Genomic DNA, 23378 nt, shown 5'->3' with positions numbered 1-23378 from the left:
GATGGACGTGAACATGAAGATGCCGGATCTCGCCACCAACGAAGGCGTGGAGCTGGGCATCACCCGTTGGCTCGCCAACGTAGGCGACGCCGTTAAGCGCGGCCAGGCACTGCTCGAGATCGAGACCGACAAAGCGGTCCAGGAAGTGGAGTGCATCGCCAACGGCACGCTCACCACCATTCATGTGCAGTCGGGACAGAAGGTGGCCGTCGGCACTGTCATCGCGACCATCAAGGTGAGCTGATGTCAGGCTACGACCGCAAATTCCTGCTGGATATGTATGAGCGGATGGTGCTGATCCGCGAGTTCGAGGATACGGTCAAATTCCTGTTCCTCGAAGGCACCATGCCCGGGACGATTCATCAGTGTCAGGGCCAGGAGGCGACTGCTGTCGGTGTATGCGCGGCGCTGGCGCCCGACGACTGGATCACTTCGACGTTTCGCGGTCATGGTCACGCGCTGGCGAAGGGGCTGGCGCCACAAGAGCTGATGGATGAACTGTTCGGTGCCGAGACCGGCTGCTGCAAAGGCCGCGGCGGCTCGATGCACGTCGGCAACATGAACAAGGGGATGGTCCCCGGGATCGCCATCGTGGCAGGTGGCATTCCGCTGGCCGCTGGCATGGCGCTGTCATTCAAGTTGGAAAACAAGCCGCAGGTGGTGGCGTCCTTCTTTGGTGACGGCGCCATCGCCGAGGGTGCGTTCCATGAAGGCGTCAACATGGCCGCCATCTGGAACCTGCCGATCATTCTGGTCTGCGAGAACAATCTTTACGGCGCTTCGACGCATGTCGATCTGGTGATGAAGAACTCGCGCATCTCGGATCGCGCGAAGTCCTATGGATTCCGCGGCGAAACCGTGGATGGCAACGATGTGCTGGCTGTGTATGAAGCCGCGCAGAAAGCTGTCGCCGACTGTCGGGCCGGCAAAGGTCCGGTGCTGCTCGAGCTGCTGACCTATCGTCGCACCGGTCACTCGCGTCGCGATCCCTGTCACTACCAACCGAAGGATGAGCGCGAGGCATGGGCTCAGCGCGATCCCATCGAGCGGTTCGCTGCACGGATTCAGCTCACGTCGGAAGAGCATGAGCTGATTGCCACCCGCATTCAGAAGTCGCTCGCCGAAGCGGTCGAGCGTGCGAAGGTCGCGCCTCATCCGAGTGCGAGCGGCCTGACCGAATACGTTTTTGCCGAGGCGTCGCCGCGGTCATTTGCGCTCAGTGAACAAGTAAACCCCGTCGTGAGCGCAGGTGGGTCAACGCGACGTCTCGGCATCGCCGAAGCGCTGCGCGAAGGCATCACCGAAGAAATGGCTGCCGATCCGCGCGTGTTCTGCATCGGTGAGGATATTGGGGTGCCGGGAGGATGGGGTGGTGCGTTTACGGTGACGCTGGGTCTGGAGAAGCAATTCCCCGAGCGGATGATCAACACACCGATCGCGGAGCTCGGCTTCTTCGGCCTGGCCACCGGGGCGGCCATGATGGGCCTGCGGCCGATCGCCGACGTGCAATATGGCGATTTCCTGTTCCTGGCCAGCGATCAGATCATCAACAACGCGGCCAAGCTCCGTTACATGTCCGGCGGAACGATCAGCATTCCACTGGTCATGCGCGCGCCGGTCGGCGCGACGGGCCGAGGCTCGCAGCATGCGCAAAACATGGAGCGCTACTTTACGGGCGTGCCCGGGTTGAAAGTGGTTGCGCCCTCGAATGCCTATGACGCCAAAGGGCTGCTCAAGGCCGCGATCCGCGACGGCAATCCCGTGCTCATGTTCGAGCACAAGTTGTTATACGGATCAAAGGGCGCGCGCGCCGAAGGTGGCGCGGTCGACGCGTCGAGTGACGTTCCAGCGGAAGACTACGTCGTGCCCATTGGTAAGGCTGCGATTCGTCGCGAAGGCAAACGAGTCACCGTGCTCGCCTGGCTCTTGATGGTCCACTACGCGATGCAGGCGGCCGATGAGTTCGATGCGGAAGTCATCGACGTGCGCAGTCTGTCCCCCATCGATTGGGAAACGATCGGCGCATCGGTGCGCAAGACCGGTCACGCAGTGATCGTGGAGGAGGGGCCGGTCACTGGCGGTGTTGGCGCCGAAATCGCCGCGGGCATCGCCGAGCGTTGGCCGTCAGTGCGCGTGACTCGCGTGGCCTCGCCGGATGTTCCTGTTCCCTTCACCCCTGTGCTCGAGAACGCGTATCGCCCCGACGTGGCGCGCATCTCGACGGGCGTGCGCCAGATATTGGAGGAGAGCCATGGCTGATACAGAAGCACTCAGAGAAGCGAAGAATTTCCACGAGGACGTGCCGATGCGCACGCCTGGGTTCTTTCTGCGCGGTGCCGGCTCGCTCGATTGGGGTATGAAGAATCGCCTGGCGCGCATCTTCAATCCCGAAACGGCACGCACGGTCATGCTGGCCATCGATCATGGCTATTTCCAAGGACCGACCACCGGCCTGGAGCGCGTGGATCTGAACATTGTCCCGCTCATGCCCATGGCCGATGCGTTGATGCTCACGCGCGGCATTCTGCGAACCACCGTGCCGCCGGCGATCAACAAGCCGATCGTCATGCGTTGTAGCGGTGGCCCGAGCATTCTGAAGGAGCTGTCGAACGAAGAACTGGCGGTCGACATCGAAGACGCCATTCGAATGAACGTTTCGGCGCTGACCACGCAGGTGTTCATCGGCGGTCAGTTCGAGACGCACTCTGTGCACAACATGACCCGGCTGGTCGACATGGGTTTGCGCTATAGCATTCCGACGATGGCGGTCACCGCGGTGGGCAAGGAGTTGACGCGAGATGCTCAGTATCTTCGCCTGGCTTGTCGCATCTGTGCCGAGTTGGGTGCGCAGATCGTCAAGACGTACTACTGCGCCGAGGGCTTCGAAACGGTGACGGCTTCGTGCCCGGTGCCTATCGTCATGGCGGGTGGCAAGAAACTGCCGGAGTTCGAGGCGCTGACCATGGCGTACAACGCGATTCAACGCGGCGCCGCCGGCGTCGACATGGGCCGCAATATTTTCCAGAGCGATGCGCCGCGCGCCATGATGCAGGCCATCCACAAGGTCGTGCACAACGGCCTCAAGCCCAAAGACGCGCACGAACTGTTCCTCACGCTGCGAAGCGAAGAGTCCAAGGTGCATTGAGATGGCTCGAGCACCTCTCGTTGATCGATTGCGCGCGTCGGCGCCTCAGATCAGCGTTGGTGTGCTCACGGCGGACTGGATGACGCTGGGCTCGCAGCTGCGACTCATCGAAGGTGCAGGGGTCGACCTGCTGCATTTCGATGTGATGGACGGCGTGTTCTGCCCCATGTTGACCATGGGCCCGCCGGTCGTTGCTGGCCTCAAGACACGTCTGCTCAAAGACGTGCACCTGATGATCGAAGACCCACTGAGCAAGCTGGACGCGTTCGTCGCTGCCGGTGCCGACATCATCACAGTCCATGCTGAGTCCACTCGTCACAGCCATCGCGTGCTGCAGGCTTTGGGCAGGATGACGAATGCGAACGACCCCCATCGCGGCATCGTGCGTGGCATCGCTTTGAATCCGGGCACGCCGCTGGAAGTGCTCGAGCCGCTGGCGGGCGAGTTCGACATGGTGCTGGTGCTGGCGGTGAATCCGGGGTGGAGCGGTCAGAAGTTCATCGCGTCGACCTGCGAACGGGTCAAGCGGCTGCGGGAAAGTCTGGGAGATACGGCTTTGATCTGTGTGGACGGCGGCGTCACTCGCGACAACATTGGGAATATTGCCCGGCTCGGCGCCGATATCATCGTGACCGGCAGCGCGGTCTTCGATGGCAAAACGCCGTTGGAGAATGCTAAGGCCATGCAGGGCGCGTTGCGATGAACAGTTTGTGGGACGATCAGGACGCGGCCCGCTTCCAGGGACTGTTGGGGCAACGGGTGTACAGCTCGCGCCTGCTGGGTAGCGATCCGTCGCTGGTGCTCCATGGCGGCGGCAACACATCGGTGAAGCTACTCGAGCCAAACGTCTTCGGCGAGTCCGACGACGTACTCTACGTCAAAGGACGCGGCGCGAATCTGGCCACGATCGATGCAGCGGGCTTCTCGCCGTGTCGCCTGCGGCGGCTGTTGCGACTGGTGAGTCTCCCCGAGTTGTCAGACGAACACCTGGAGAGCGAGCTGAAGCTGTCGTTGACGCGCGCCTCCGCGCCGGCGCCATCAGTGGAAACATTGCTGCACGCTCTGCTGCCACAGAAGTTCGTCGATCACACGCATGCCGACGCGCTCATTGCCGTCATGAACTCACGCAATGGCTTCGAGCGATTGCAGGAGATCTACGGCACCCAGGTCGTGATCATTCCGTACGCCATGCCGGGCTTCAGGCTGGTGCGGTTGTGCCGTGAGATTCTTTCCAAAGAGGCGACGCGTGAAACCATCGGCGTCGTGCTGATGCACCACGGACTGTTCACATTCGGCGATACCGCGAAAGTTTCTTACGAGCGAATGATCGATCTGGTCTCTCGGGCGGAGCGTTACCTGGAGACGCACGGCGCCGGTCGGGTGGAGTGGCCAGCTCAAACGGTGAAATCTGTGCCCCGTGTCGAGGTAGCAGCGCTGCGTCGCGAAGTCAGTCGCGCCGCCGGCATGCCGATGGTGATGGCTGTGCGTACGGACGCACAGGCTCTGGGGTTCGCCCGCCGTCCCGATGTGACTGAGTTATCGCAGCGTGGCGGGGTGACGCCAGATCACGTCATTCGTACCAAGCGTGTCCCGATGGTGGGTCGCGATGTGGCGGCGTACGCGGCGTCCTATCAGGACTATATGCGTGCGTACTCGGGAGGACGCCAATTGGCGGTCGTCGACCCCGCGCCCCGCGTGATTCTCGATCCAGAGCTTGGCATGGCGGTACTGGGCCGGAGTGCTGAGGATGCCAGCATCGCTGAGGATATCTATCGGCACACCATCGATATCATCATGGGCGCCGAGCACCTCGGCGGTTGGAAGGCGCTGCCGGCCAGGGATTTCTTCGATGTCGAGTTCTGGGATCTGGAGCGCGCCAAGCTGGCAAAGCCCGATCCCGAGTCGATTTTCCTGGGAGAGGTTGCGCTGGTGACCGGCGCGGCATCGGGAATCGGCAAGGCCTGCGTCGATGCGCTGCTTGCGCGCGGTGCAGCAGTCGTTGGCCTGGATGTGGCGCCGGCAGTCACGCAGCTGTACGAACGCAAGAACTATCTGGGCATCGAATGTAACCTCACCAATGAGGAGCAGATCGGCGCAGCGCTCGATCAGGCCGTGCGCACTTTCGGTTCGGTCGACATGCTGGTGTTGAACGCCGGGATCTTTCCTAAGAGCTCCCCCATCGCCGCGATGGCCACCGATGTGTGGCGCAGGACCATGAGTATCAATCTGGATGCAAATCTGGTGCTGATGCGGGAGTGTCATCCATTGTTGAAGCTTGCGCCGCGCGGCGGGCGGGTGGTCATCATCGGATCCAAGAACGTCGCTGCACCTGGCCCCGGAGCGGCTGCATACTCGGCTTCCAAATCAGCCATGCAACAGCTGGCACGAGTCGCGGCGCTGGAATGGGGCAGCGATGGCATTCGCGTGAATTGCGTGCATCCGAATGCAGTGTTCGATACAGCGATCTGGACGCCCGAAGTGCTGGCGGCCCGGGCGGCATCTTACAAATTAAGCGTTGACGAATATAAAACAAATAATGTCCTCAAGGTCGAGGTAACTAGCAGGGATGTGGCGGAGCTTGCCGCGGAGCTGTGCGGGCCGAGGTTCTCCCGAACCACGGGCGCGCAGATTCCCGTAGATGGCGGCAACGAGCGAGTCATCTGAAGGCGAAGGTCGGCACGATGGTGCCGAGGGGGAAGGATGAAACGGTCCGAGATCAACGCGCTGATCGACAGCGCGATCGCGCTGCTGCACGAGCATCAGATCCGCCTGCCGCCGTTCGCCTACTGGAGCCCCAGCGAGTGGGCGGCGAAGGGTGAGGAATGCGACGAGATCCGCCAGTGCAAGCTCGGCTGGGATATCACCGATTTCGGCTCAGGGGATTTCGACAGAGTCGGTCTGGTCGTTTTCACCGTGCGCAACGGGCATCACAAAGTCGTTCCCTACAACAAGAAGCCCTATGCCGAGAAGATCCTGGTGATCCGGGAGAATCAGCATACGCCGATGCATCACCACGTCCTCAAGTCCGAGGACATCATCTGCAAGTCAGGCGGCAATCTGCTGATTCGTCTGTTCAACCGCGGCGCTGAAGGCAAGCTTGCAGATTCGGACGTCGAGGTTTCGCTCGATGGCGTGCGCCATCGTGTCAAAGCCGGCCATACGTTTCGGTTGCAGCCCGGCGATTCCATCACGCTGACGCCGTACCTGTATCACGAGTTCTGGGCTGAGGAAGGCACCGGCACGTCTATCGTCGGCGAGGTCTCGTCCGTCAATGACGATGAGACGGACAACTCCTTCTACGCGCAGATCGGACGCTTTCCCACCATCGATGAAGACGTGCCGGTAACGCACAAGCTGTGTACTGAATACTGACTCGGTGCCGCATGACATTCGAGTCCTCCGTCAAGATTCAAGGTCAGGACTCATTCCTGCTGGGGACGCGGGAGGTTGAGCTGGCGGTGACGCGCACCGGTGGCATGCTGGGGCCGGTGATTTTCTTTCCGAGGGACGAAGAGCCGATCCGGCCCTATGCGGTTGCGCCGTGGGCAGAAGAATCATTGCCCTCGGACGTGCCGCCTATGCTTCGAGCACTGCGTGGCGATTGGTTCTGCTCGGCGTTTGGTGAGAATGGCGAGCCGTATCGAGGTCAGCGGTTGCCGCCGCATGGCGAGACTGCGAATCGCGATTGGCGTGAAATCGATTGCCAGGAAACAAATGAGGGTTGTTGGCTGCGGCTGGGCGTCGACATGCCGCTGCAAGGAGACCAATGCCAGGCAACCACCGCACTGCTCACAAATCAGTCGATCGTCTACCAACGGCATGATCTCTCGGGACTGACCGGGCCGATCAATCCAGGTCATCACGCGACCCTGGCATTTCCGGCGGGCAACGGCGCGGCGCGACTTTCGTTTAGCTCGTTGATTCATGCACGAACGTATGTCGAGCCCACCGCTCGACCTGAAGAGCGCGGCTATTCGTGGCTGAAGACCGACGAGGAGATCGTCGATCTGCACGCCGCGCCCTGTATCGATGGGTCGACCACAGATTTGTGCCGCTATCCCGCGCGACGCGGCTTTGAGGATCTGGCGATTCTATGCGCGGATCCGGCGCAGGAGTTCGCTTGGTCGGCCGTGACGTTTCCGGAGCAGCGCTATGTTTGGTTCGCGTTGCGTGATCCCAAACAACTCGCCTCGACCTTGTTGTGGTTCTCCAATGGCGGGCGGCATTTCCCGCCGTGGAATGGGCGGCACGTCAATGTCATGGGCATCGAAGACATTACGGCCTATTTCCATGCGGGGCTTGCTGCTTCGAGTCGCGACAATCCTTTGAATGCGCGAGGCATCCCCACCTGCTTGCGGCCGGACGCGCACGGCCGACTGTCGATCTTCTACCTCCAGGGCGTTGCGCGCATTCCGGCGGACTTTGATTGCGTCGCCGATATCGAAGGCCATTGGAGAGATAACAGCATCGTGCTGCGCGCGGAGTCGGGAGCGGCGGTGGCAGTCCATTGTCACCTCGATTTCCTGCGTTCGGGAACCTTACCGGGGCTCGCAATACAATGACAAACACGCTCAACGGTACCTTGATCCGCACGGTCTGCGTAGCCGCGCTCGGCGGCTCGTTGCTCGGCTTCGACACGGCCGTGATCGCCGGATCAACGCAAGGACTGACCAAGGTATTCGGTTTGTCGCCGACTGCATTGGGCCTCACGGTCTCGGCCGCGCTCTGGGGAACGGTGCTGGGCGCCATGGCGGCAGGCTGGCTGGGCCGAGTGCTCGGCGGTCGTACGAGTCTGTTGATTCTCGCCTCGTGTTATCTCATCTCCGCGCTGGGCTGCGCGCTCTCACCGTCCTGGACCTGGCTGTTGATCTTTCGCTTCATTGGCGGCCTCGGCATGGGCGGCTCATCCGTGATCGCGCCGGTCTACATCGCTGAGATCGCGCCTGCTGCGTGGCGTGGGCGATTGGTGGGCGCGTTTCAGATCAATATCATCGGCGGCATCCTGCTCGCGTACTTGTCGAACTACGTGATCGGAATGTTCGTGTTCGGCGATCTGGAGTGGCGCTGGCAGTTGGGAGTTGCCGCTGCGCCCGCAGCGTTGTTTCTCTTGATGCTGGTCGGTATTCCGCAGAGTCCGCGGTGGCTGGTCGCGCAAGATCGCTTTTCGGAAGCCGAGCAGGTGCTGCACAAGCTCGGTTCGGAGCAGCCGCTTGCCGAGCTGGAGAACATCCGTATGTCGCTCAAGGCGGATGCGAGCCCGAGCGCCGATCGGTTGTTTCAGTGGCGTTACCGCCGTCCGATCATGCTGGCGCTGGTGCTGGCCATGTTCAACCAGCTGATCGGGATCAACGCGGTCCTCTATTATCTGAACGATATTTTTCAGATGGCCGGCTTCGATCGCACCTCGCAGAACGCGCAGGCAGTGGCGGTCGGTGCGACGATGCTGATCGCGACGATCATTGCGCTCAGTCTGATCGATCGGTTCGGTCGGCGCACGTTGTTGCTGGTGGGTTCGGTGGGACTGGCCATCTGCCTGGCCGCCATCGCGACGATCTTCCAGATCAAGCAGTATCAGCAAACGTTGCTGGTGTTCCTGGTTGGCTACGTTGCGTTCTTCGCGTTTTCGCAAGGCGCCGTCATCTGGGTGTACTTGAGCGAAATCTTTCCCGATCGAGTGCGTGCGCAGGGCCAGAGTCTGGGCAGCTCGACGCACTGGATCATGAACGCGATCGTGTCCGCCGCTTTTCCAGTGGTCGCGACCCAATCGCAGTCCGGCCCTTTCTTCATGTTCCTGGTCATGGTGATCCTGCAGTTCCTGGTCGTGCTGGTGTTCTTCCCCGAGACCAGTGGCGTCAGACTCGAAGACATCCAGCGACGATTGGGCACGACGGAGGGCGCTGACAGCGGCGTGGTCGCACCCGCCGCCCGCGAAGCTTAGTAGGGCTGCGGTCGATTTCTTACAAGCACGATGCGCACTTTCCCCTGCCGGGGGAACTTCGATTTGGCTGACTCATTCCCACTACATCGCAGCCCGTCTGCGAGCGGAGATCGGCCTATGCGTCACCTGCGAGAGTTCGTTTTTATCGTATTCGTGTTATCCATCTTCCCATTCGCTGCCGCAGCCGGTGCCGAATCTCAAGCTGTAAGTGACAGTGCCCTGACTGCGAAGGTGAAGTCAGCACTGACTACCGCTCGTGGCGCGGAGATGCGCAATATCCAAGTCGAGACGCGCAATGGCGTCGTCCAACTGAGCGGTTTCGTTGGGTCCGAAGATGCGAGATCCGCGGCGCTGATGCGTGCTCGCTCGGTCGCGGGCGTTGCTGAGGTTCGCAATGACCTGACCGTTCGCAATGACGCTCGGCTGGCGCCCCAGCAGCCGGCGCCCGACACGGTGATCGCAGCTCGAGTCCGCAGCAGCCTGAGCAATGCTCGGCTCGATGGCGAAAGCGATGTGAATGTCGAAGTCAGCGCAGGCGTCGTTCAGCTCAGCGGCTTTGTGACGAGTGTGGAGGAGAAGGTTCGTGCTGGCGATGCGGCGAGTGCCGTGCCTGGTGTTCGCGATGTCGAGAACAATATTGCACTGACCAAAGAGCACGAGCGGCGCTTACCGCCGGAGTGACGCTCAAGGGGCGCCCGCAAAGCCCTTGGCTTCCCTGACGACTCTGTTGGGTGAAACGACCGTCCATGCTGCAATCGGACAGCCGCCGTCGTGCAGGCGCTGAGCGGTCCACCAATTGCACATGCGCGGAAAGAAGAAACGTCGCTTGGCATAGTAGAACTTGTTCGGCTCCGGCGTGCCACGCAGCGGTACGCCAATCGATCTGGGCGCGGCGTCCTTGAACTCTGCTTCGATCGATGCGGTGAGATTCCGCAACCCTTGCGCCGAAAGTCGCACCTCGATGATCTCATCGGCGAGTAGCGCGTCTGGCGTGGGCTGGTCGAAGCCGATGACGTGGACCACGCTGGCCGTCGAGAAGAGTGCTGCGCGCAGTGCCGACCATCCTGTTTGTTCCTCCGCCTGCGACTGATAGAAGCGAGCATCGCCCCAACCGAACTCGAGATAGCGGGTATGGGGAAAGTCGGCGAGCACGGACCAGTCGCGATTCGGCCAATCTGCAGCGGCGACCGCGACGCCGGTATGCCAGGCGCGCTTGACCACATACACCGTGTGCAAAGAATCGCCCGGCGTGGCCGGCTCGTAGCAGGCTTCGTTGGCAGCGCAGCCCGAGAGCATGCCTGCCAGCAGCGCCGTGGCAAGCAACGACATCAGTTGGCGAACGGTAAAGGTCATTCCTCGCCACGCTACATTAAATGTGACTGAAGCGGCAATCTGCCCCGGGCGGGGGCTGATAAGCTGAGCAGGAATGCTTCCCGAAACAGAATCTCCGCCGCTGTCCGACACCTCACCTGGCTCGGCCGCAACTGCGCGCCAGCCGTCGTGGTTGCGCGAGTCCCTTCGTCTGCTGACATTGCGGCCTGCGGACGGCACAGTTCTTACAGGCAGCGCCGCTTCGATTGCCTTTCCGGCGCTCGTTGCGTTCGCGTTATGGGCCGGATTCGATTGGCTGAACAACCTGCCGAACGCACGATTCTTTCCCTACGACTTACCGTCCGTTACTTGGTACGTGCTGGCAGCCTTGCTGGTGGCGGTCGCGTTGGCGCTGATCTCACGTCCAGCGGTATCCGTAGCGCGCGCGTGCTCGCTGCTGGCGCTGCTTGCGCCAGTAATCGTGATTGCAGAATTCGTTATCGAGCGCTTTGTGCCAGAGCGATGGGTCCTGCTGGCGCTCCTGGGGGTGGCGCTTTATGCCGCCGTCTACTGCTTGATCGGATTGCGTTCTATCGCGGGAAGCAGACAGTTCTTTGCCACGATGGCTGGAGCCGGCGTGGCCGTCCTCGCCGTGTGGCTGGGCGATGCTCTGTATGTAAACCCGATGCTGTGGACGTCTGGTGACGATCCCGAGGGGGAGTACGCGGATCAGGGCAATTGGGATGCTGCTGAGCCCATCCTATTCCAGCAATCCGCACGCATAGATGCGTCCGTCGCGAAGCTCGTGCGCCCAGCGGGTGACGCGCCGGTCGGATTTTTCGTCGGCTTTGCCGGTTACGGTCAGCAGAAAGTTTTCGCCGAGGAAATCCAGTTTGCGGCTGAGCGTTTCGCGAAGCGCTATGACACGACCCTGCGCACCCTGCTGTTGATCAACGATCGTCGCTCGCTGGAGAAGTATCCGCTCGCCAGTGGCACCGCACTGACGTATGCGCTGAAGGGCGTTGCATCGAAGATGCATCTGGACCGCGATGTCTTGTTCCTGGCCTTGTCTTCGCACGGCTCGGAAGACCCGCTGCTGTCGGTGATGAACGGCTCTCTGCCATTGCGCGATTTGACGGGTGAGATGTTGGCCGAAGCGCTGCGCGAGTCCGGCATCAAGTGGCGCGTGATCGTGATCTCCGCGTGTCACGCCGGAGCGTTCATCGAGCCGCTGAAAAGCGAGAACACGATCCTTATTACCGCCGCTGCGCCTGACAGGTCCTCGTTCGGCTGCGCCGACGATCGCGATCTCACCTATTTCGGCGAAGCGTTCTATCGGGATGCTTTGCCGGACGCCACCTCGTTGAGAGATGCGTTCGACAAGGCCAAGGTGTCGATTGCCGAACGCGAGGAGGAGGAGGGCGTCAAGGCGTCCTTGCCGCAGGCGTATTTCGGCGAGCAGTTGGAAAAGCAGCTCGCCTTGATGTCCAAGGACCGCAGCTGATCAGGGCTGCACGACGGGCAATGCGCGCCCGTCGAATTCGCCAGCGGGCACGTCCAGCCCGATGAGCTTCGCCAGCGTCGGCGCGAGATCCACAGTTTCTACGGCTACCGGCTGCTCGAAGCCGACGATGCCTTTCCACCAGAACACGAGCGGCACGCGACGGTCGTAACCCCACGGTGAGCCGTGCGACGCGGTGTAATCCGTATCCACGTTCCTGGGCAGCGAATAGAGGGAGATGTAGGGCTTCAGCAGCACCACCAGATCGCCCGAGCGCTGCGCATTGAAGCTGGCCTTGGCGCGCTGGAGGAGGGTCCATTCATCGACCGGGCCCGACGGCGGCTCGGCTGCAATCAGCTCATTCTTCGTGAACACCACCGCCACTTGTGGGTGATTGCGATAGTGCTGAGCGGTGGCATGCAGGACCTCGGCACGGCGGTCTGCTGGGATCGCCGCATTCAAGTAAACATCGTTGGCGAACTCCAGGCCGCCGAGCAGCACGGGCTTGGGCAGGCTGGGAAAATGCTTCTGGATCGCATTGCTGACATTGGCAGCGAGCAGATTCGTATCGAGTCGCGCTGCCTCGGTGACACCGCGCTGCTTGTTTCTTTCCGTGGTGTCGATGCCGCCATGGTCGGCGGTCATTGCCACGACGTACGGGATGCCGGTCTTGTCCAGGCCGGCCAGCAGGCGTCCGATCGATTGATCGAGCGCGAGTTGCTGTGTGCACATCTCGGCACCTTCAGTGCCGTAGTAATGGCCGGCGTAGTCGGTGCCTGAAAAGCTCACGGCAAGCAGATCGGTGGAGTGCTTGCCGCCGAGATTGAAACTCTTCACTGCGGCGAGCGCGGCGTCGACGGTGAACGCATCCATCGCCGGCGTCGCGCGCCAGCGTTTGGAGTGCGCCGGCAGATTCTTCAGCGTGCCGATGGAAATTTCGTCAGTCACCTTGGTTTCGCGCGACTTCGGGGCGCATGCGGGCGGCAGCTTCAGCACCGAAGGTTGGCCGTAGGACCTGACGACGTTGGCGTTGACGGTAGTGGCGATCTCTTTGGGAATATTGGATGCCCTGTCGGGATATGTGACGAAGCCCGCTGGGGTCCACCACAGTGTCAGATCGGCGTGGTGACCGCCGAGCATCACCGCGGATCGATCCTTGCCGGCGATCGAGACCACCTGCGTGGCCGGGTCGCGTGCCTTCATGCGATCGCCGAGCGTCGGCACCAGCAAGGAATCGGGGGAAATGACTTGCTTGTCCGCCGAGCCCCCCGCCGGGCCGGGTTTATCGACGCAATAGACCGCAAACGTTTCTTTGCCGTTGATGGTCCGCGGCAGCAGCGGGTCCTGCCAGTCGTTCGCGATGATGCCGGTCCGTGCCGGGCGCATGCCGGTCAGGATGGTGGAGTGACCGGGACAGGTTTCAGTGGATGCGTGGCTCTGGTGTCCCTTGGGGAACACCGCGCCGGTGGCCAGCCGCTTCAACCCAGCTTGATACAGCGGACGGTATTCGGTGAACACATCGGCGGAGAACTGGTCGACCGCGATGGTGACGACGAGCTTGGGATGCGGTGCTTCGGCTGCGTGCAGCGGAGCTGCGAGGAGCGATCCGACGAATACGCTGGCGGACAGGCAACGCGCGATTGCCGAGCGGGACGGTGAATTCATGGATAGGCAGGCAACTGTGACGTTTTCGATTTGCCTGGCCGACGTGCAACGACCGGCCAGGCCGCCCATTTTACGGCGGGCGGCCGGCTGCGTCAGGTGAACGTAATTTAACAGGGTCGAGTGAGCGCGCCGCTCAATGATTGTGTCGCGGCGTCTTCTTGCCCACTTGCCGATATTTCAGCGCCATTTCCATCACGCCGCCGGTATCGAGCTGGCTGACGGTGGCGCGATACAGTTCCTGCCATGGCGTCGCGCTCTCAGGCACTGCAGGAATGCCATCCTTTTTGCGCCGCTCGATCTCCTCGTCCGAGACCAGCATGTCACAGCGCGATTGGTTCAGATCGATGCGAATGATGTCGCCGGTTCGCAGCCACGCGAGCCCGCCGCCGGCCGCGCTTTCGGGAGAGGCGTTGAGAATCGACGGGCTGTCGGAAGTGCCGGACTGCCGGCCGTCGCCGATGGTCGGCAAGCTGGTGATGCCACGCTTCAGCAGCGCATCGGGCGGCTGCATGTTCACGACTTCAGCGGAGCCGGGCCAGCCGAGCGGGCCGGCCCCGCGAATCACCAGCACGCTGCGCTCGTCGATATTCAGCGCCGGATCGTTGATGCGAGCTCGATAATCATCGGAGCCGTCGAATACCACTGCGCGACCTTCGAACACATTGTCGTGTCCCGACTCACCCAGATAGCGGCGCCGGAAATCATCGGTGATCACGCTCGCTTTGAGGATCGCGAAGTCGAACAGATTGCCGCTCAACACGACGAAGCCAGCGCGCTCGCGCAACGGCTTGTCGTAGGTTGTGATCATTTCGCGGTCACGGCTCGCACGGCCTTTGACGTTCTCTCGCAACGTGCGACCGGTCACTGTCATCGTGTCGGCGTGCAGCTTGCCGGCCTCGATGAGCTCATGGAGAACGGCTGGCACGCCGCCGGCGCGATGAAAGCGCTCGCCCAAGTATTTTCCTGCGGGCTGCATGTTGAGCAGCAGCGGAATCTCATGACCGTACCGGGTCCAATCCTGCGGATGCAGTTCCACGCCCGCGTGACGTGCCATTGCAGTTAGATGCGGTTGCGCATTGGTTGAGCCACCGAGTGCCGCGATTGCAGTGATGGCATTAAGGAACGATTCGCGCGTGAGAATCTTCGACGGGCGCAAATCGTCGAATGCCATTTCTACAGCGCGACGGCCGGTTTCATACGCCATCTGTCCACGCTCACGATACGGCGCGGGAATCGCGGAGCAGCCCGGCAATGAGAGGCCGAGGGTTTCCGCAACGGCGTTCATCGTCGATGCCGTGCCCATGCTGTTGCAGTGGCCGGGCGAGGGCGCCGACGCAGCGGCGGCATCGAGGAATTCCTGTTCGGTAATCTGACCGGCTGCGAGGCGACGACGGCTCTTCCAGATGACGGTGCCGGAGCCGACCAATTCATCTTCGAACCAGCCATCGAGCATCGGGCCGCCGGACAGCACGATCGCAGGAATGTCGACGGTCGACGCCGCCATTACCGCGGCCGGCGTGGTCTTGTCGCAGCCAGTCGTCAGCACGACCGCGTCGAGCGGATAACCGTGCAGGATTTCAACGAGTCCGAGATAGGCGAGATTGCGATCCAGTGCCGCGGTCGGGCGGCGGCAGTTCTCGAAGATCGGATGCGTGGGGAATTCCATCGGAATGCCGCCAGCATCGCGGATGCCTTCTTTCACTCGCGTGGCCAGATCGACGTGGATGCGATTGCACGGCGTGAGATCGCTACCACTCTGCGCGATACCGATGATGGGCTTGCCGCTGGTCAGCTCCTTCGGCGTCAGCCCGTAGTTCATGAAGCGCTCCAGATACAGCGCCATCATGTCGATGTGATCGCGAGCGTCGAACCAATCCTGGGAACGGAAGCGGCGCTTAGCCGTCATAGCGAACCTCATTCGGAGCCACGCCGGGCGTGCCGACGCGGGTCGCGAACAAGCCTCCAGCGAGCGGTTGCGTGGCGAGCTGTTCTTTCGACAAGCCCTTCCATGCAGTGGTGATGTACAGAGTGCGTAAGTCGTTACCGCCAAAGGCAACCTTGGTGCAATTGGCGACGGGCATTTCGATGGTTTGCAACAGCTCGCCGGTCGGAGCAAAGCGCTGTACGGCCCAGCCGCCGAACAGCCCGATCCACACACAGCCCTCGGCGTCGACGGCCGGGCCATCCGGATAGGCGTCGGGCTTTTCGATGCGAGTGAAAATGCGACGGTTGCTGAGCTCGCCGTCGTGCAGATCGAACGCGTAGATGACTCGTTCCAGGGTGTCGACGTGATACAGCGTGCGACCGTCGGGGCTGGCCGTCGGGCCGTTAGTGATGACGTACTGCTCGTCGCAGCGTCGCAGGCCGCGCTTGTCGAAACGATACAACGAGCCGGTCGGCTGCGACTCGGCGTTGTCCATGGAGCCGAACCACAAGCGACCGGCGCTGTCGACGTAACCATCGTTGAGTCGATTGCGTGGCTTGTCGGAGTCCACGCGGGCGATCGAGTTGAAGCCGCCGCTGACCGGATCGAAGGAATAAAGTCCGCTTTTCATGCCGGCGATGAAGCGGCCGTGGGGCGCTTTGACGACGAAGCCGACTTCCTCCGGCGCCGCCCACGAATTCAATACGCTGCCCCGAGTGTCGAAGCGATGAATCTGGCGGCCCTTGATATCGACGAACCAGACGGCCTGCTCCGGCGCGGACCACAGCGGACCTTCACCCAATTGGGCGCCGACGGCGCAGACGCAATCGACCTTGTTCATCGTCCAGTCCGTGCAGTGAGAGTTCTGCCGGCTTATCTCCAGCCGGCGTCGACGAAATACTCATGGGCCGTGCACATGCGGGCGTCATCCGACGACAGGAACACGACCATGTTGGCCACGTCGTGCGGCTCGACGCGCGCCTTGATGCACTGAAGGCCGAGCATGCGCGCCTCTTCGTCCGGCGTGTGCCACAGCTTCATCTGGCGCGGTGTGCGCACACCGCCCGGGACCACGCAGTTCACTCGAATGCCAAATGATCCCAAGTCGCGAGCCAGCGAGCGGGTCAGGCCTTCGATGCCGGCCTTCGCGGTCTGGTAGATCGTCAGATCTGGCAGCGCCAGGTGCCAGGAGATGGAGCCGAGGTTGACGATGGCGCCGCCGCCGGCCGCCTTCATGTCATCGACCACCAATTGCGAGCAGAACAACAGGTGGCGCAGGTTCACGGCGATGCGCTCGTCCCAGTACTTCTCGGTGATTTCCTGCAGCGCGTGACGATCGTCATTGGCCGCGTTGTTCACCAGGATGTCGATGCCACCGCCCAGGTCGGCGCGAATCCGAGGAAACGTTTCGCGGATCGTGTCGATGCTCTTCAGATCGCAGCGATAGTAGCGAGGCGGCGCGGCGCTGGATTCCAGCTCACGCTCCAGTTGTTTGGAGTCGTCGTCGGCGATGTCGAGAAACGCGACGCGCGCGCCCTGACGGACGAACGATTCGACGATGGCTGCGCCGATACCCGAGCCGCCGCCGGTGACGACGACGCGCTTGTTACGAAGCGATGGATAGACAGTGTGAGACATAAGTGAGCTGAGCTTGAGCCTTAGGTGGAGCGCTGGGCCAACAGGCCCCGGCTGGCAAGATTGCGCATCAGATGACCGATGCCGTGCGACCACGGCGGCGCCTGGTCCGAAGTCGTCAGTTTGTTTTCCAGCGTGCCCAGATGAGGCGAGGACACGCGCACGAGGTCGCCGACTTTGTGCGTAAAGCCGCGGCCGGGCACATCGCGATCGTCCGTGGGAGCAAACATGGTGCCGAGGAACAGCGCGAAGCCGTCCGGGTACTGATGCTGGCTCAGGGTCTGCGCGACCAGCTCCAGCGGATCGCGGCTGATCAAGGACATGGAGCTGCTGCCTTCGAGCTTGTAGCCGTCCTCGCCCTCGACGGTCAGTGAAACGACGGTTCTACGAACGGCGTCGATGCTGAACGTCGGATCGAACATACGAATGAACGGGCCGATGGCGCAGGACGCGTTGTTGTCCTTCGCCTTGCCGAGCAACAGCGCGCTACGGCCCTCGATGTCGCGCAGATTCACATCGTTGCCGAGCGCAGCGCCGAGCGTGCGGCCCTGGGCATCGCAGGCGAGCACGATCTCGGGCTCGGGATTGTTCCATTGCGACTCCTTGCGCACGCCGATCCAGTCACCCCAGCCCACCGACGAGAGTACGGGAGACTTGGTGAATACTTCGGCATCCGGGCCGATGGCGACTTCCAGATACTGCGACCACAGCCCATCTGCGATCAGCGCTTCCTTCAAGCGGACCGCGGTGGCTGAGCCGGGTTTGACGGAGCGAATGTCGGCGCCGACGCGCTCACCCAATGCATCACGAATGGCCTGAGCTTTGGCGTAGTCGCCGCGGGCGCGTTCTTCGATCACACGTTCCACCGCGGACACGGCGAACGTGACGCCGCACGCTTTCACACATTGCAGGTCGACGGGCGCGAGCAAACGTGTCGCTGCAGACGCGCCGCCGTTGAAAGCAGCCGCCAGCGGCAGCTGCTCGAGCGGGCCGAGATCGTCGCCGGCTGGGATCGCGCCGCTCCAATTGTTGAGCAGATCCGAAACAGTCGGCGCGACTCGCGATACGTCTCTAACGCGACCGCGAGTGATGACGACCGGTGTCGGGCCGGCGGCCGTGGCGAGGCGGCCAACGAGGGTGGCCTCACGCCAGTCCGCCGGAAGATGAGCAAGTAATCTCATAAGCGAATCGATCTACAGTGCGTTGGCAGTGCTGGTCTTGGAGGCGGCGGAGCCGGCCAGGTCTTCCGGCTTCTGCGTCCACAGATGTTGAATTGCTTCCAGGCTGTGACCTTTGGTCTCGGGCACGAAACGCCACACGAACAAGGCGGCGAGAATGCTCATCACGCCGTAGATCCAGTAGGCGAAGCCATGGTTGAACATAGCGTTCAGGGTCGAGTTGCCGTCCAGTACCTTGAACGACCAGGAAACGAACAGGTTCGCGATCCATTGCATGGCGACCGCGAGCGCCATGGCCTTGCCCTTGATGGCGTTCGGGAAGATCTCGGCGAGCAACACCCAGACCACCGGGCCCCACGACAGCGCGAAGCCGGCGATATAGGCGACCACCGCGATCAGCGCGGCCGTGCCGACGTTGTGGCTGTTGAACAGGAAGCCCAGCGTCAGCATCGAGACTGCCATCACCGCACCGCCCAGGATCAGCAGCGGCTTGCGGCCCCAGCGATCCACGGTGACCAGCGCGACCAGGGTGAACACGATGTTCGCGACGCCGACGATGATCGTCTGCAGCAGCGCGCTGTCCGTCGAAGCGCCCATGTTCTGAAACATCAGCGGCGCGTAGTACAGCACCGCGTTGATGCCGATGAACTGCTGGAATATCGACAGCATGATGCCGACGAACACCACCAGCGCGCCGAAAGCAAACAACTTGCCGGTGCGCTCGCGCAGCGATTCGTCGATCTCCTTTAGCACGACGCGCGCTTCGGTTTCGTTCGTCAGGCGCGACAAAACGTTCCGTGCCTCGTCCATGCGGCCTTTCATCACCAGCCAGCGCGGCGTTTCCGGCACGAGCATCAGCAGCGCAAAGAACAAAACGGCAGGCAGGGCGGCCGACAGCAGCATGTAACGCCAGCCGGTCGAGAGCACCCACTGGTCGTCACCCTGCGAGGCGATGAACCAATTTACGAAGTACACCAGCGTCATGCCGACAACGATCGCGACCTGCTGATAGGTGACGAGCTGGCCGCGCTGCTTGGGGGGAGCGATCTCGGCAATATAGAGCGGGGAAAGCATCGAGGCCACGCCGATGCCGACGCCGCCGAGGATGCGATACAGGATGAAGGCGGTCAGCGCTTCCGGGCCATCGCCGCCAATCCACAGGAAGCCGAATTCCGGATAAGCCGAGCCGGCCGCGGACAACATGAACAGAATTGCCGACACCAGCAGACCGCCGCGTCGGCCGAGCTTTTGTGACATCGGGCCGGCCAGCGCCGCGCCGATCACACAGCCGAGCAGGGCGCAGGAAATGGCCCAGCCGGACAGGCTGGCTGCGCTGGTTTCCGACAGGCCGCGCGGGTCGATGAAGTTATGGTCGATGGCGCCGACCGCACCGGAAATGACCGCCGTGTCGTAGCCGAACAGCAGTCCGCCGAGTGCAGCGACGAACGCAAGTCCACGCACCAGCGTGGGATTCAGCTCGGCGTTGGGAATCCCCTGTGACATAAATTGCGCCCCCTGAGATGACGCCTATGAGTGGATTGTCGATGCGAGGCTCTCAACGGCCTCATGCTGACGACCAGCGTAGTGATAGCGCTATCAAAATTCAAGCACGGACTAGCCCTAACGAAAGACAGGGCTATGGATGAGACGCGCGCTCCGTAGCGCGGAATCAGGTCGGCATCGGCGCTGCGACTGAGTCGCGTTTGACCAGAACGTGCGCTACGACATGATCGACCACGACGCGGGCTTCGCCGTCTTTACGGCGACGAATGCTCCGCAGCAGCAGATCGATGGAAGATGCCGCCATCGCGGCAATGGGCTGGCGGATCGTGGTCAGCTCGGGCCAGACCGTGGTGGCGGTCGGCGTATCGTCGAAGCCGACCACAGATATGTCGCGCGGTACATCCATTCCCCGGCGGTGAGCCACCGACACCGCGGCGGCGGCCATATCGTCGTTGCTTGCAAAAATGGCAGTTGGTGGCTTCTTGCGCGCCAGCAGTTTTTCGGCCGCTTCCAGGCCGGAGCGATAGGTGAAAAAGCCTTGCTGAACCAGGGTCGGATCGACTGGCACACCGGCGGTGGCCATGGCTGCCTGGAAACCTTCGTAGCGCAGGGCGCTGGCCGTCTGATTGGGATGACCTTTGATGAAGGCGATGCGCGAATGGCCGAATGACAGCAAATGCTCGGTCATTTCTTGCGCTGCGCGAAAGTCATCGATGCGCACGCCGGAAATATCAGGCTGAAATCGTCCCGAAGCGATCGCGACGACGGGAATTCCAGCGGCCACCAGTTCGGAACAAACAGCCTTCGATTCACACAGCGGCGGCGGAAGAATCACACCTGCCACGCTCTGCGCGATCTTTCGAGCCGCGGCCCGCTCGGTGGCGCGGGTCATGTGATCCCAAGTATCGAGCACGAGTTGAGTGGCCGCCTTGCTGGCGCCGTCGAGCGCACCGACCAGCAGCTCACTCAAATAGGCGGAGCTCGGGTTTGTATAGATCAATGCGATTCGCGTACCCGAGGCGGCGGCCAGCGAACGGGCGGCGGCATTTGGTGTGTAGTTGAGCTCGCGCACCGTGCGCATCACCGCTTCGCGCGTCGCGGCTCTCACATTGGCGTTGCCGTTGACCACTCGGGACACGGTCATTGGCGATACGCCGGCGCGCTGAGCCACCTCGTGAATGGTGACGGCGGCGCTTTTACGGCGGGTCGAGGTGGCCGAGTTTCGGGCCTTGCGAGGTGCGTTTTGCATGAAAGTGCTGAGCGGCAGGGGCGGGCTCGAATGAATTCAGCACATTATCGCCTTGGAGCGGCAAAGGGTGGAAGCGCGCCGAGCGACCGTGTTACCGTTACCAAAACGTAGGTAGGCCGATGGTAGGGGGAAGAGATGGCACCAGGTCATCGTTCGCTGGGTGGCGGGTGCGCGCCTTTGTTTCGAGCGATTTTGTCTGTTTGGGCGCTGTGCGCGGCGCTTTTCATGCAGCCCGCCGCTGCCGAAGATGGCTATGAGCTGTGGCTGCGCTATCACTCGCTCCCTGCCGATCAGCGCGTCTTATACGTATCTGCCACGGCTCAGTTGGTGATGCCGACGCCGTCGTCGACCCTGGTGGCCGCCAAAGACGAGTTATTGCGCGGATTGAACGGCTTGCTGTCACAGCAGCCCGCTGCTTCGGACCGCGTGTCCGCGCCGGGTTTGTTAGTAGGCACGCCAGGCTCCAATGCGCAGATTGCGCAGCTCGATCTGGGATTGAAGGAGCTGGCGCCGCAAGGCTATGTCATTCGTCAGCGGCGCATCGACAACCAGCAGACCATCGTCATTGGCGCCAATGACGACGTGGGCGTGCTCTATGGCGTGTTTCATTTTCTGCGCCTGTTGCAGACCCAGCAGCCGCTGGGGAATCTGAATATCACCGAGTCCTCACGCATTCAGCTGCGCATGCTGAATCACTGGGACAATCTGGATCGCACCGTCGAGCGCGGCTATTCCGGCTTTTCGCTCTGGGATTGGCACAAGCTGCCCGATTACCTCGACCCGCGGTACACCGATTACGCGCGCGCCAACGCATCGATCGGTATCAATGCGACGGTGCTCACCAACGTCAATGCAAACGCGACGATGCTGACCGCGTCCTATCTCGAGAAGGCCGCTGCGCTGGCGAACGTGTTTCGTCCGTACGGGATCCGAGTGTTTCTTACGGCGCGATTCAGCGCGCCGGTGGAGATCGGCGGCCTGAAGACCGCAGATCCGACCGACCCGGGCGTGCAGCAGTGGTGGCAAGCGAAGGCTGCGGAAGTCTACAAAGTCATTCCCGACTTCGGTGGCTTTCTGGTCAAAGCGAACTCCGAAGGACAACCGGGCCCGCAGGATTACGGCCGCACGCATGCCGACGGCGCGAACATGCTGGCCGATGCAGTGAAACCCTATGGCGGCATGGTGATCTGGCGCGCGTTTGTCTATTCACACGAGCAACCGGACGATCGCGCCAAGCAGGCCTATGACGAGTTCGTGCCGCTCGACGGCAAGTTCCGCGACAACGTGCTGGTGCAGGTGAAGAACGGCGCCATTGATTTCCAGCCGCGCGAGCCGTTCCATCCGTTGTTCGGCGCCATGCCGAAGACGCCGCTGGCCATGGAATTCCAGATCACCAAGGAATATCTGGGCTTCGCGACCCACCTGGTCTATCTCGGCGCGTTCTACGAAGAGGTGCTACGCGCGGATACCTATCGCCCGCGCCAGGGCTCGACGGTGGCGAAGGTCCTCGACGGCTCCGTGGATAAATACGCGCACACGGCGATTGCGGGCGTGGCCAACATCGGTACGGATCGCAACTGGAGTGGCGCGCAGTTCGAGCAAGCGAACTGGTATGCCTTCGGACGTCTCGCCTGGAATCCGATGCTCTCCTCCAGGGACCTCGCCGAAGAGTGGGCGCGGATGACGTTCTCGAATGATCCGAAGTTCGTGCAGCCTGTGGTCGCGATGATGATGAAATCGCACGAGGCGGTGGTCGATTACATGACGCCGCTCGGCTTGCATCATCTGATGGGGCGCGGTCATCACTACGGCCCGGGGCCTTGGGTCGAAGGCGGTCCGCGCGCGGACTGGACGTCTGTTTACTACCATCGCGCCGATGCAAAGGGCGTCGGTTTCGATCGCACCAAGACTGGTAGCAATGCCGTCGCACAATACGCGCCGCCAGTGGCTGCGCAGTTTGGCGATCTCAAGCGGATCCCCGAGCAGTTCCTGCTCTGGTTCCATCATGTGCCTTGGGACTATCGCACCAAGTCCGGCCGCATCCTGTGGGACGAACTGGTGTATCGATACACGCGCGGCGTCGATGCGGTTCGCGAGATGCAAGGAACGTGGCAAGGGCTGGCGCCGTTCGTCGACGCCGAGCGGCACCAGCAGGTCGCGGCCTTCCTGAAGATTCAGGAGAAGGAAGCGAAGTGGTGGCGCGATTCCAGCATCGCTTACTTCCAGACATTCTCGAAGCGACCGCTGCCCGCCGGCTTTACGCCGCCCGAGCACTCGCTCGAATACTACAAGTCGCTCGAATTCCCGTACGCACCGGGACATCACTGAC

The 23378-nt window shown here is 62.0% G+C and carries 19 protein-coding genes; 11 read left to right on the top strand and 8 right to left on the bottom strand.

The features are described from left to right. Nucleotides 1-13: 13 nt before the first annotated feature. The 9 genes from D0550_RS00760 to D0550_RS00720 all read left to right on the top strand — a co-directional run bounded on the left by D0550_RS00760 (nucleotide 14) and on the right by D0550_RS00720 (nucleotide 9764). The gene (locus tag D0550_RS00760) at nucleotides 14-244 is read left to right on the top strand and encodes a biotin/lipoyl-containing protein (protein ID WP_161965569.1); all 231 of its coding nucleotides are present in this window, start codon (nucleotides 14-16) and stop codon (nucleotides 242-244) included. After that, nucleotides 244-2259 (top strand): alpha-ketoacid dehydrogenase subunit alpha/beta, encoded by a 2016-nt coding sequence (locus D0550_RS00755; protein ID WP_116807186.1) that lies wholly within the window; start codon nucleotides 244-246, stop codon nucleotides 2257-2259. The genes D0550_RS00760 and D0550_RS00755 overlap by 1 nt, the downstream gene beginning before the upstream one ends. Further along, the gene (gene lsrF, locus D0550_RS00750) at nucleotides 2252-3145 is read left to right on the top strand and encodes a 3-hydroxy-5-phosphonooxypentane-2,4-dione thiolase (protein ID WP_116807185.1); all 894 of its coding nucleotides are present in this window, start codon (nucleotides 2252-2254) and stop codon (nucleotides 3143-3145) included. The genes D0550_RS00755 and lsrF overlap by 8 nt, the downstream gene beginning before the upstream one ends. 1 nt (nucleotide 3146) lies before the next feature. Next, nucleotides 3147-3848, top strand: a complete 702-nt coding sequence (locus D0550_RS00745) for a ribulose-phosphate 3-epimerase (protein ID WP_116807184.1) — start codon at nucleotides 3147-3149, stop codon at nucleotides 3846-3848. Then, nucleotides 3845-5809, top strand: coding sequence for a bifunctional aldolase/short-chain dehydrogenase (locus tag D0550_RS00740; RefSeq protein ID WP_116807183.1), 1965 nt, complete (start codon nucleotides 3845-3847; stop codon nucleotides 5807-5809). Before D0550_RS00745 ends, D0550_RS00740 begins: the two co-directional genes overlap by 4 nt. Before the next feature lie 36 nt (nucleotides 5810-5845). Further along, nucleotides 5846-6517 (top strand): D-lyxose/D-mannose family sugar isomerase, encoded by a 672-nt coding sequence (locus D0550_RS00735; RefSeq protein ID WP_116807182.1) that lies wholly within the window; start codon nucleotides 5846-5848, stop codon nucleotides 6515-6517. 11 nt (nucleotides 6518-6528) lie between these two features. Then, nucleotides 6529-7707, top strand: coding sequence for a hypothetical protein (locus D0550_RS00730; RefSeq protein WP_116807181.1), 1179 nt, complete (start codon nucleotides 6529-6531; stop codon nucleotides 7705-7707). After that, nucleotides 7704-9083: a sugar porter family MFS transporter gene (locus tag D0550_RS00725; RefSeq protein WP_116807180.1), complete on the top strand. Its 1380-nt coding sequence runs from the start codon at nucleotides 7704-7706 to the stop codon at nucleotides 9081-9083. Before D0550_RS00730 ends, D0550_RS00725 begins: the two co-directional genes overlap by 4 nt. Nucleotides 9084-9200: 117 nt before the next feature. Then, nucleotides 9201-9764 (top strand): BON domain-containing protein, encoded by a 564-nt coding sequence (locus D0550_RS00720; RefSeq protein ID WP_161965568.1) that lies wholly within the window; start codon nucleotides 9201-9203, stop codon nucleotides 9762-9764. 3 nt (nucleotides 9765-9767) lie between these two features. On the opposite strand, the gene D0550_RS00715 is transcribed toward D0550_RS00720, so the two are convergent. After that, nucleotides 9768-10436, bottom strand: coding sequence for a DUF2459 domain-containing protein (locus D0550_RS00715; RefSeq protein ID WP_116807178.1), 669 nt, complete (start codon nucleotides 10434-10436; stop codon nucleotides 9768-9770). 73 nt (nucleotides 10437-10509) lie between these two features. Here D0550_RS00715 and D0550_RS00710 point away from each other — a divergent pair, with 73 nt between their 5' ends. Further along, complete coding sequence (locus D0550_RS00710) at nucleotides 10510-11898, top strand: C13 family peptidase (RefSeq protein ID WP_116807177.1); 1389 nt, start codon at nucleotides 10510-10512, stop codon at nucleotides 11896-11898. On the opposite strand, the gene D0550_RS00705 is transcribed toward D0550_RS00710, so the two are convergent. The 7 genes from D0550_RS00705 to D0550_RS00675 form a co-directional block, all read right to left on the bottom strand. Then, nucleotides 11899-13560, bottom strand: coding sequence for an alkaline phosphatase family protein (locus D0550_RS00705; RefSeq protein ID WP_161965567.1), 1662 nt, complete (start codon nucleotides 13558-13560; stop codon nucleotides 11899-11901). A gap of 133 nt (nucleotides 13561-13693) precedes the next feature. Then, a complete protein-coding gene (locus tag D0550_RS00700; RefSeq protein WP_116807175.1) occupies nucleotides 13694-15466 on the bottom strand; it encodes an IlvD/Edd family dehydratase in 1773 nt (590 codons plus the stop codon). Beyond that, on the bottom strand, nucleotides 15456-16325 hold the full coding sequence (locus D0550_RS00695) for an SMP-30/gluconolactonase/LRE family protein (protein WP_116807174.1): 870 nt from the start codon (nucleotides 16323-16325) through the stop codon (nucleotides 15456-15458). The genes D0550_RS00700 and D0550_RS00695 overlap by 11 nt, the downstream gene beginning before the upstream one ends. A 32-nt stretch (nucleotides 16326-16357) precedes the next feature. Continuing rightward, on the bottom strand, nucleotides 16358-17122 hold the full coding sequence (gene xylB / locus D0550_RS00690) for a D-xylose 1-dehydrogenase (protein ID WP_116807173.1): 765 nt from the start codon (nucleotides 17120-17122) through the stop codon (nucleotides 16358-16360). A gap of 20 nt (nucleotides 17123-17142) precedes the next feature. Beyond that, nucleotides 17143-18300: a fumarylacetoacetate hydrolase family protein gene (locus D0550_RS00685; protein WP_116807172.1), complete on the bottom strand. Its 1158-nt coding sequence runs from the start codon at nucleotides 18298-18300 to the stop codon at nucleotides 17143-17145. A 12-nt stretch (nucleotides 18301-18312) separates the two neighbouring features. Continuing rightward, on the bottom strand, nucleotides 18313-19800 hold the full coding sequence (gene xylE, locus D0550_RS00680) for a D-xylose transporter XylE (RefSeq protein WP_116807171.1): 1488 nt from the start codon (nucleotides 19798-19800) through the stop codon (nucleotides 18313-18315). A 166-nt stretch (nucleotides 19801-19966) separates the two neighbouring features. Next, nucleotides 19967-21049 carry a LacI family DNA-binding transcriptional regulator gene (locus D0550_RS00675; RefSeq protein ID WP_116807170.1) on the bottom strand — a complete coding sequence of 361 codons (1083 nt, stop codon included), beginning with the start codon at nucleotides 21047-21049 and terminating at the stop codon, nucleotides 19967-19969. A gap of 135 nt (nucleotides 21050-21184) precedes the next feature. Here D0550_RS00675 and D0550_RS00670 point away from each other — a divergent pair, with 135 nt between their 5' ends. Next, complete coding sequence (locus D0550_RS00670) at nucleotides 21185-23377, top strand: alpha-glucuronidase family glycosyl hydrolase (RefSeq protein ID WP_174842461.1); 2193 nt, start codon at nucleotides 21185-21187, stop codon at nucleotides 23375-23377. Nucleotide 23378 lies beyond the last annotated feature (1 nt).

The organism is Steroidobacter cummioxidans, from assembly GCF_003104955.1.
This window is presented reverse-complemented; position numbering and strand designations above follow the sequence as displayed.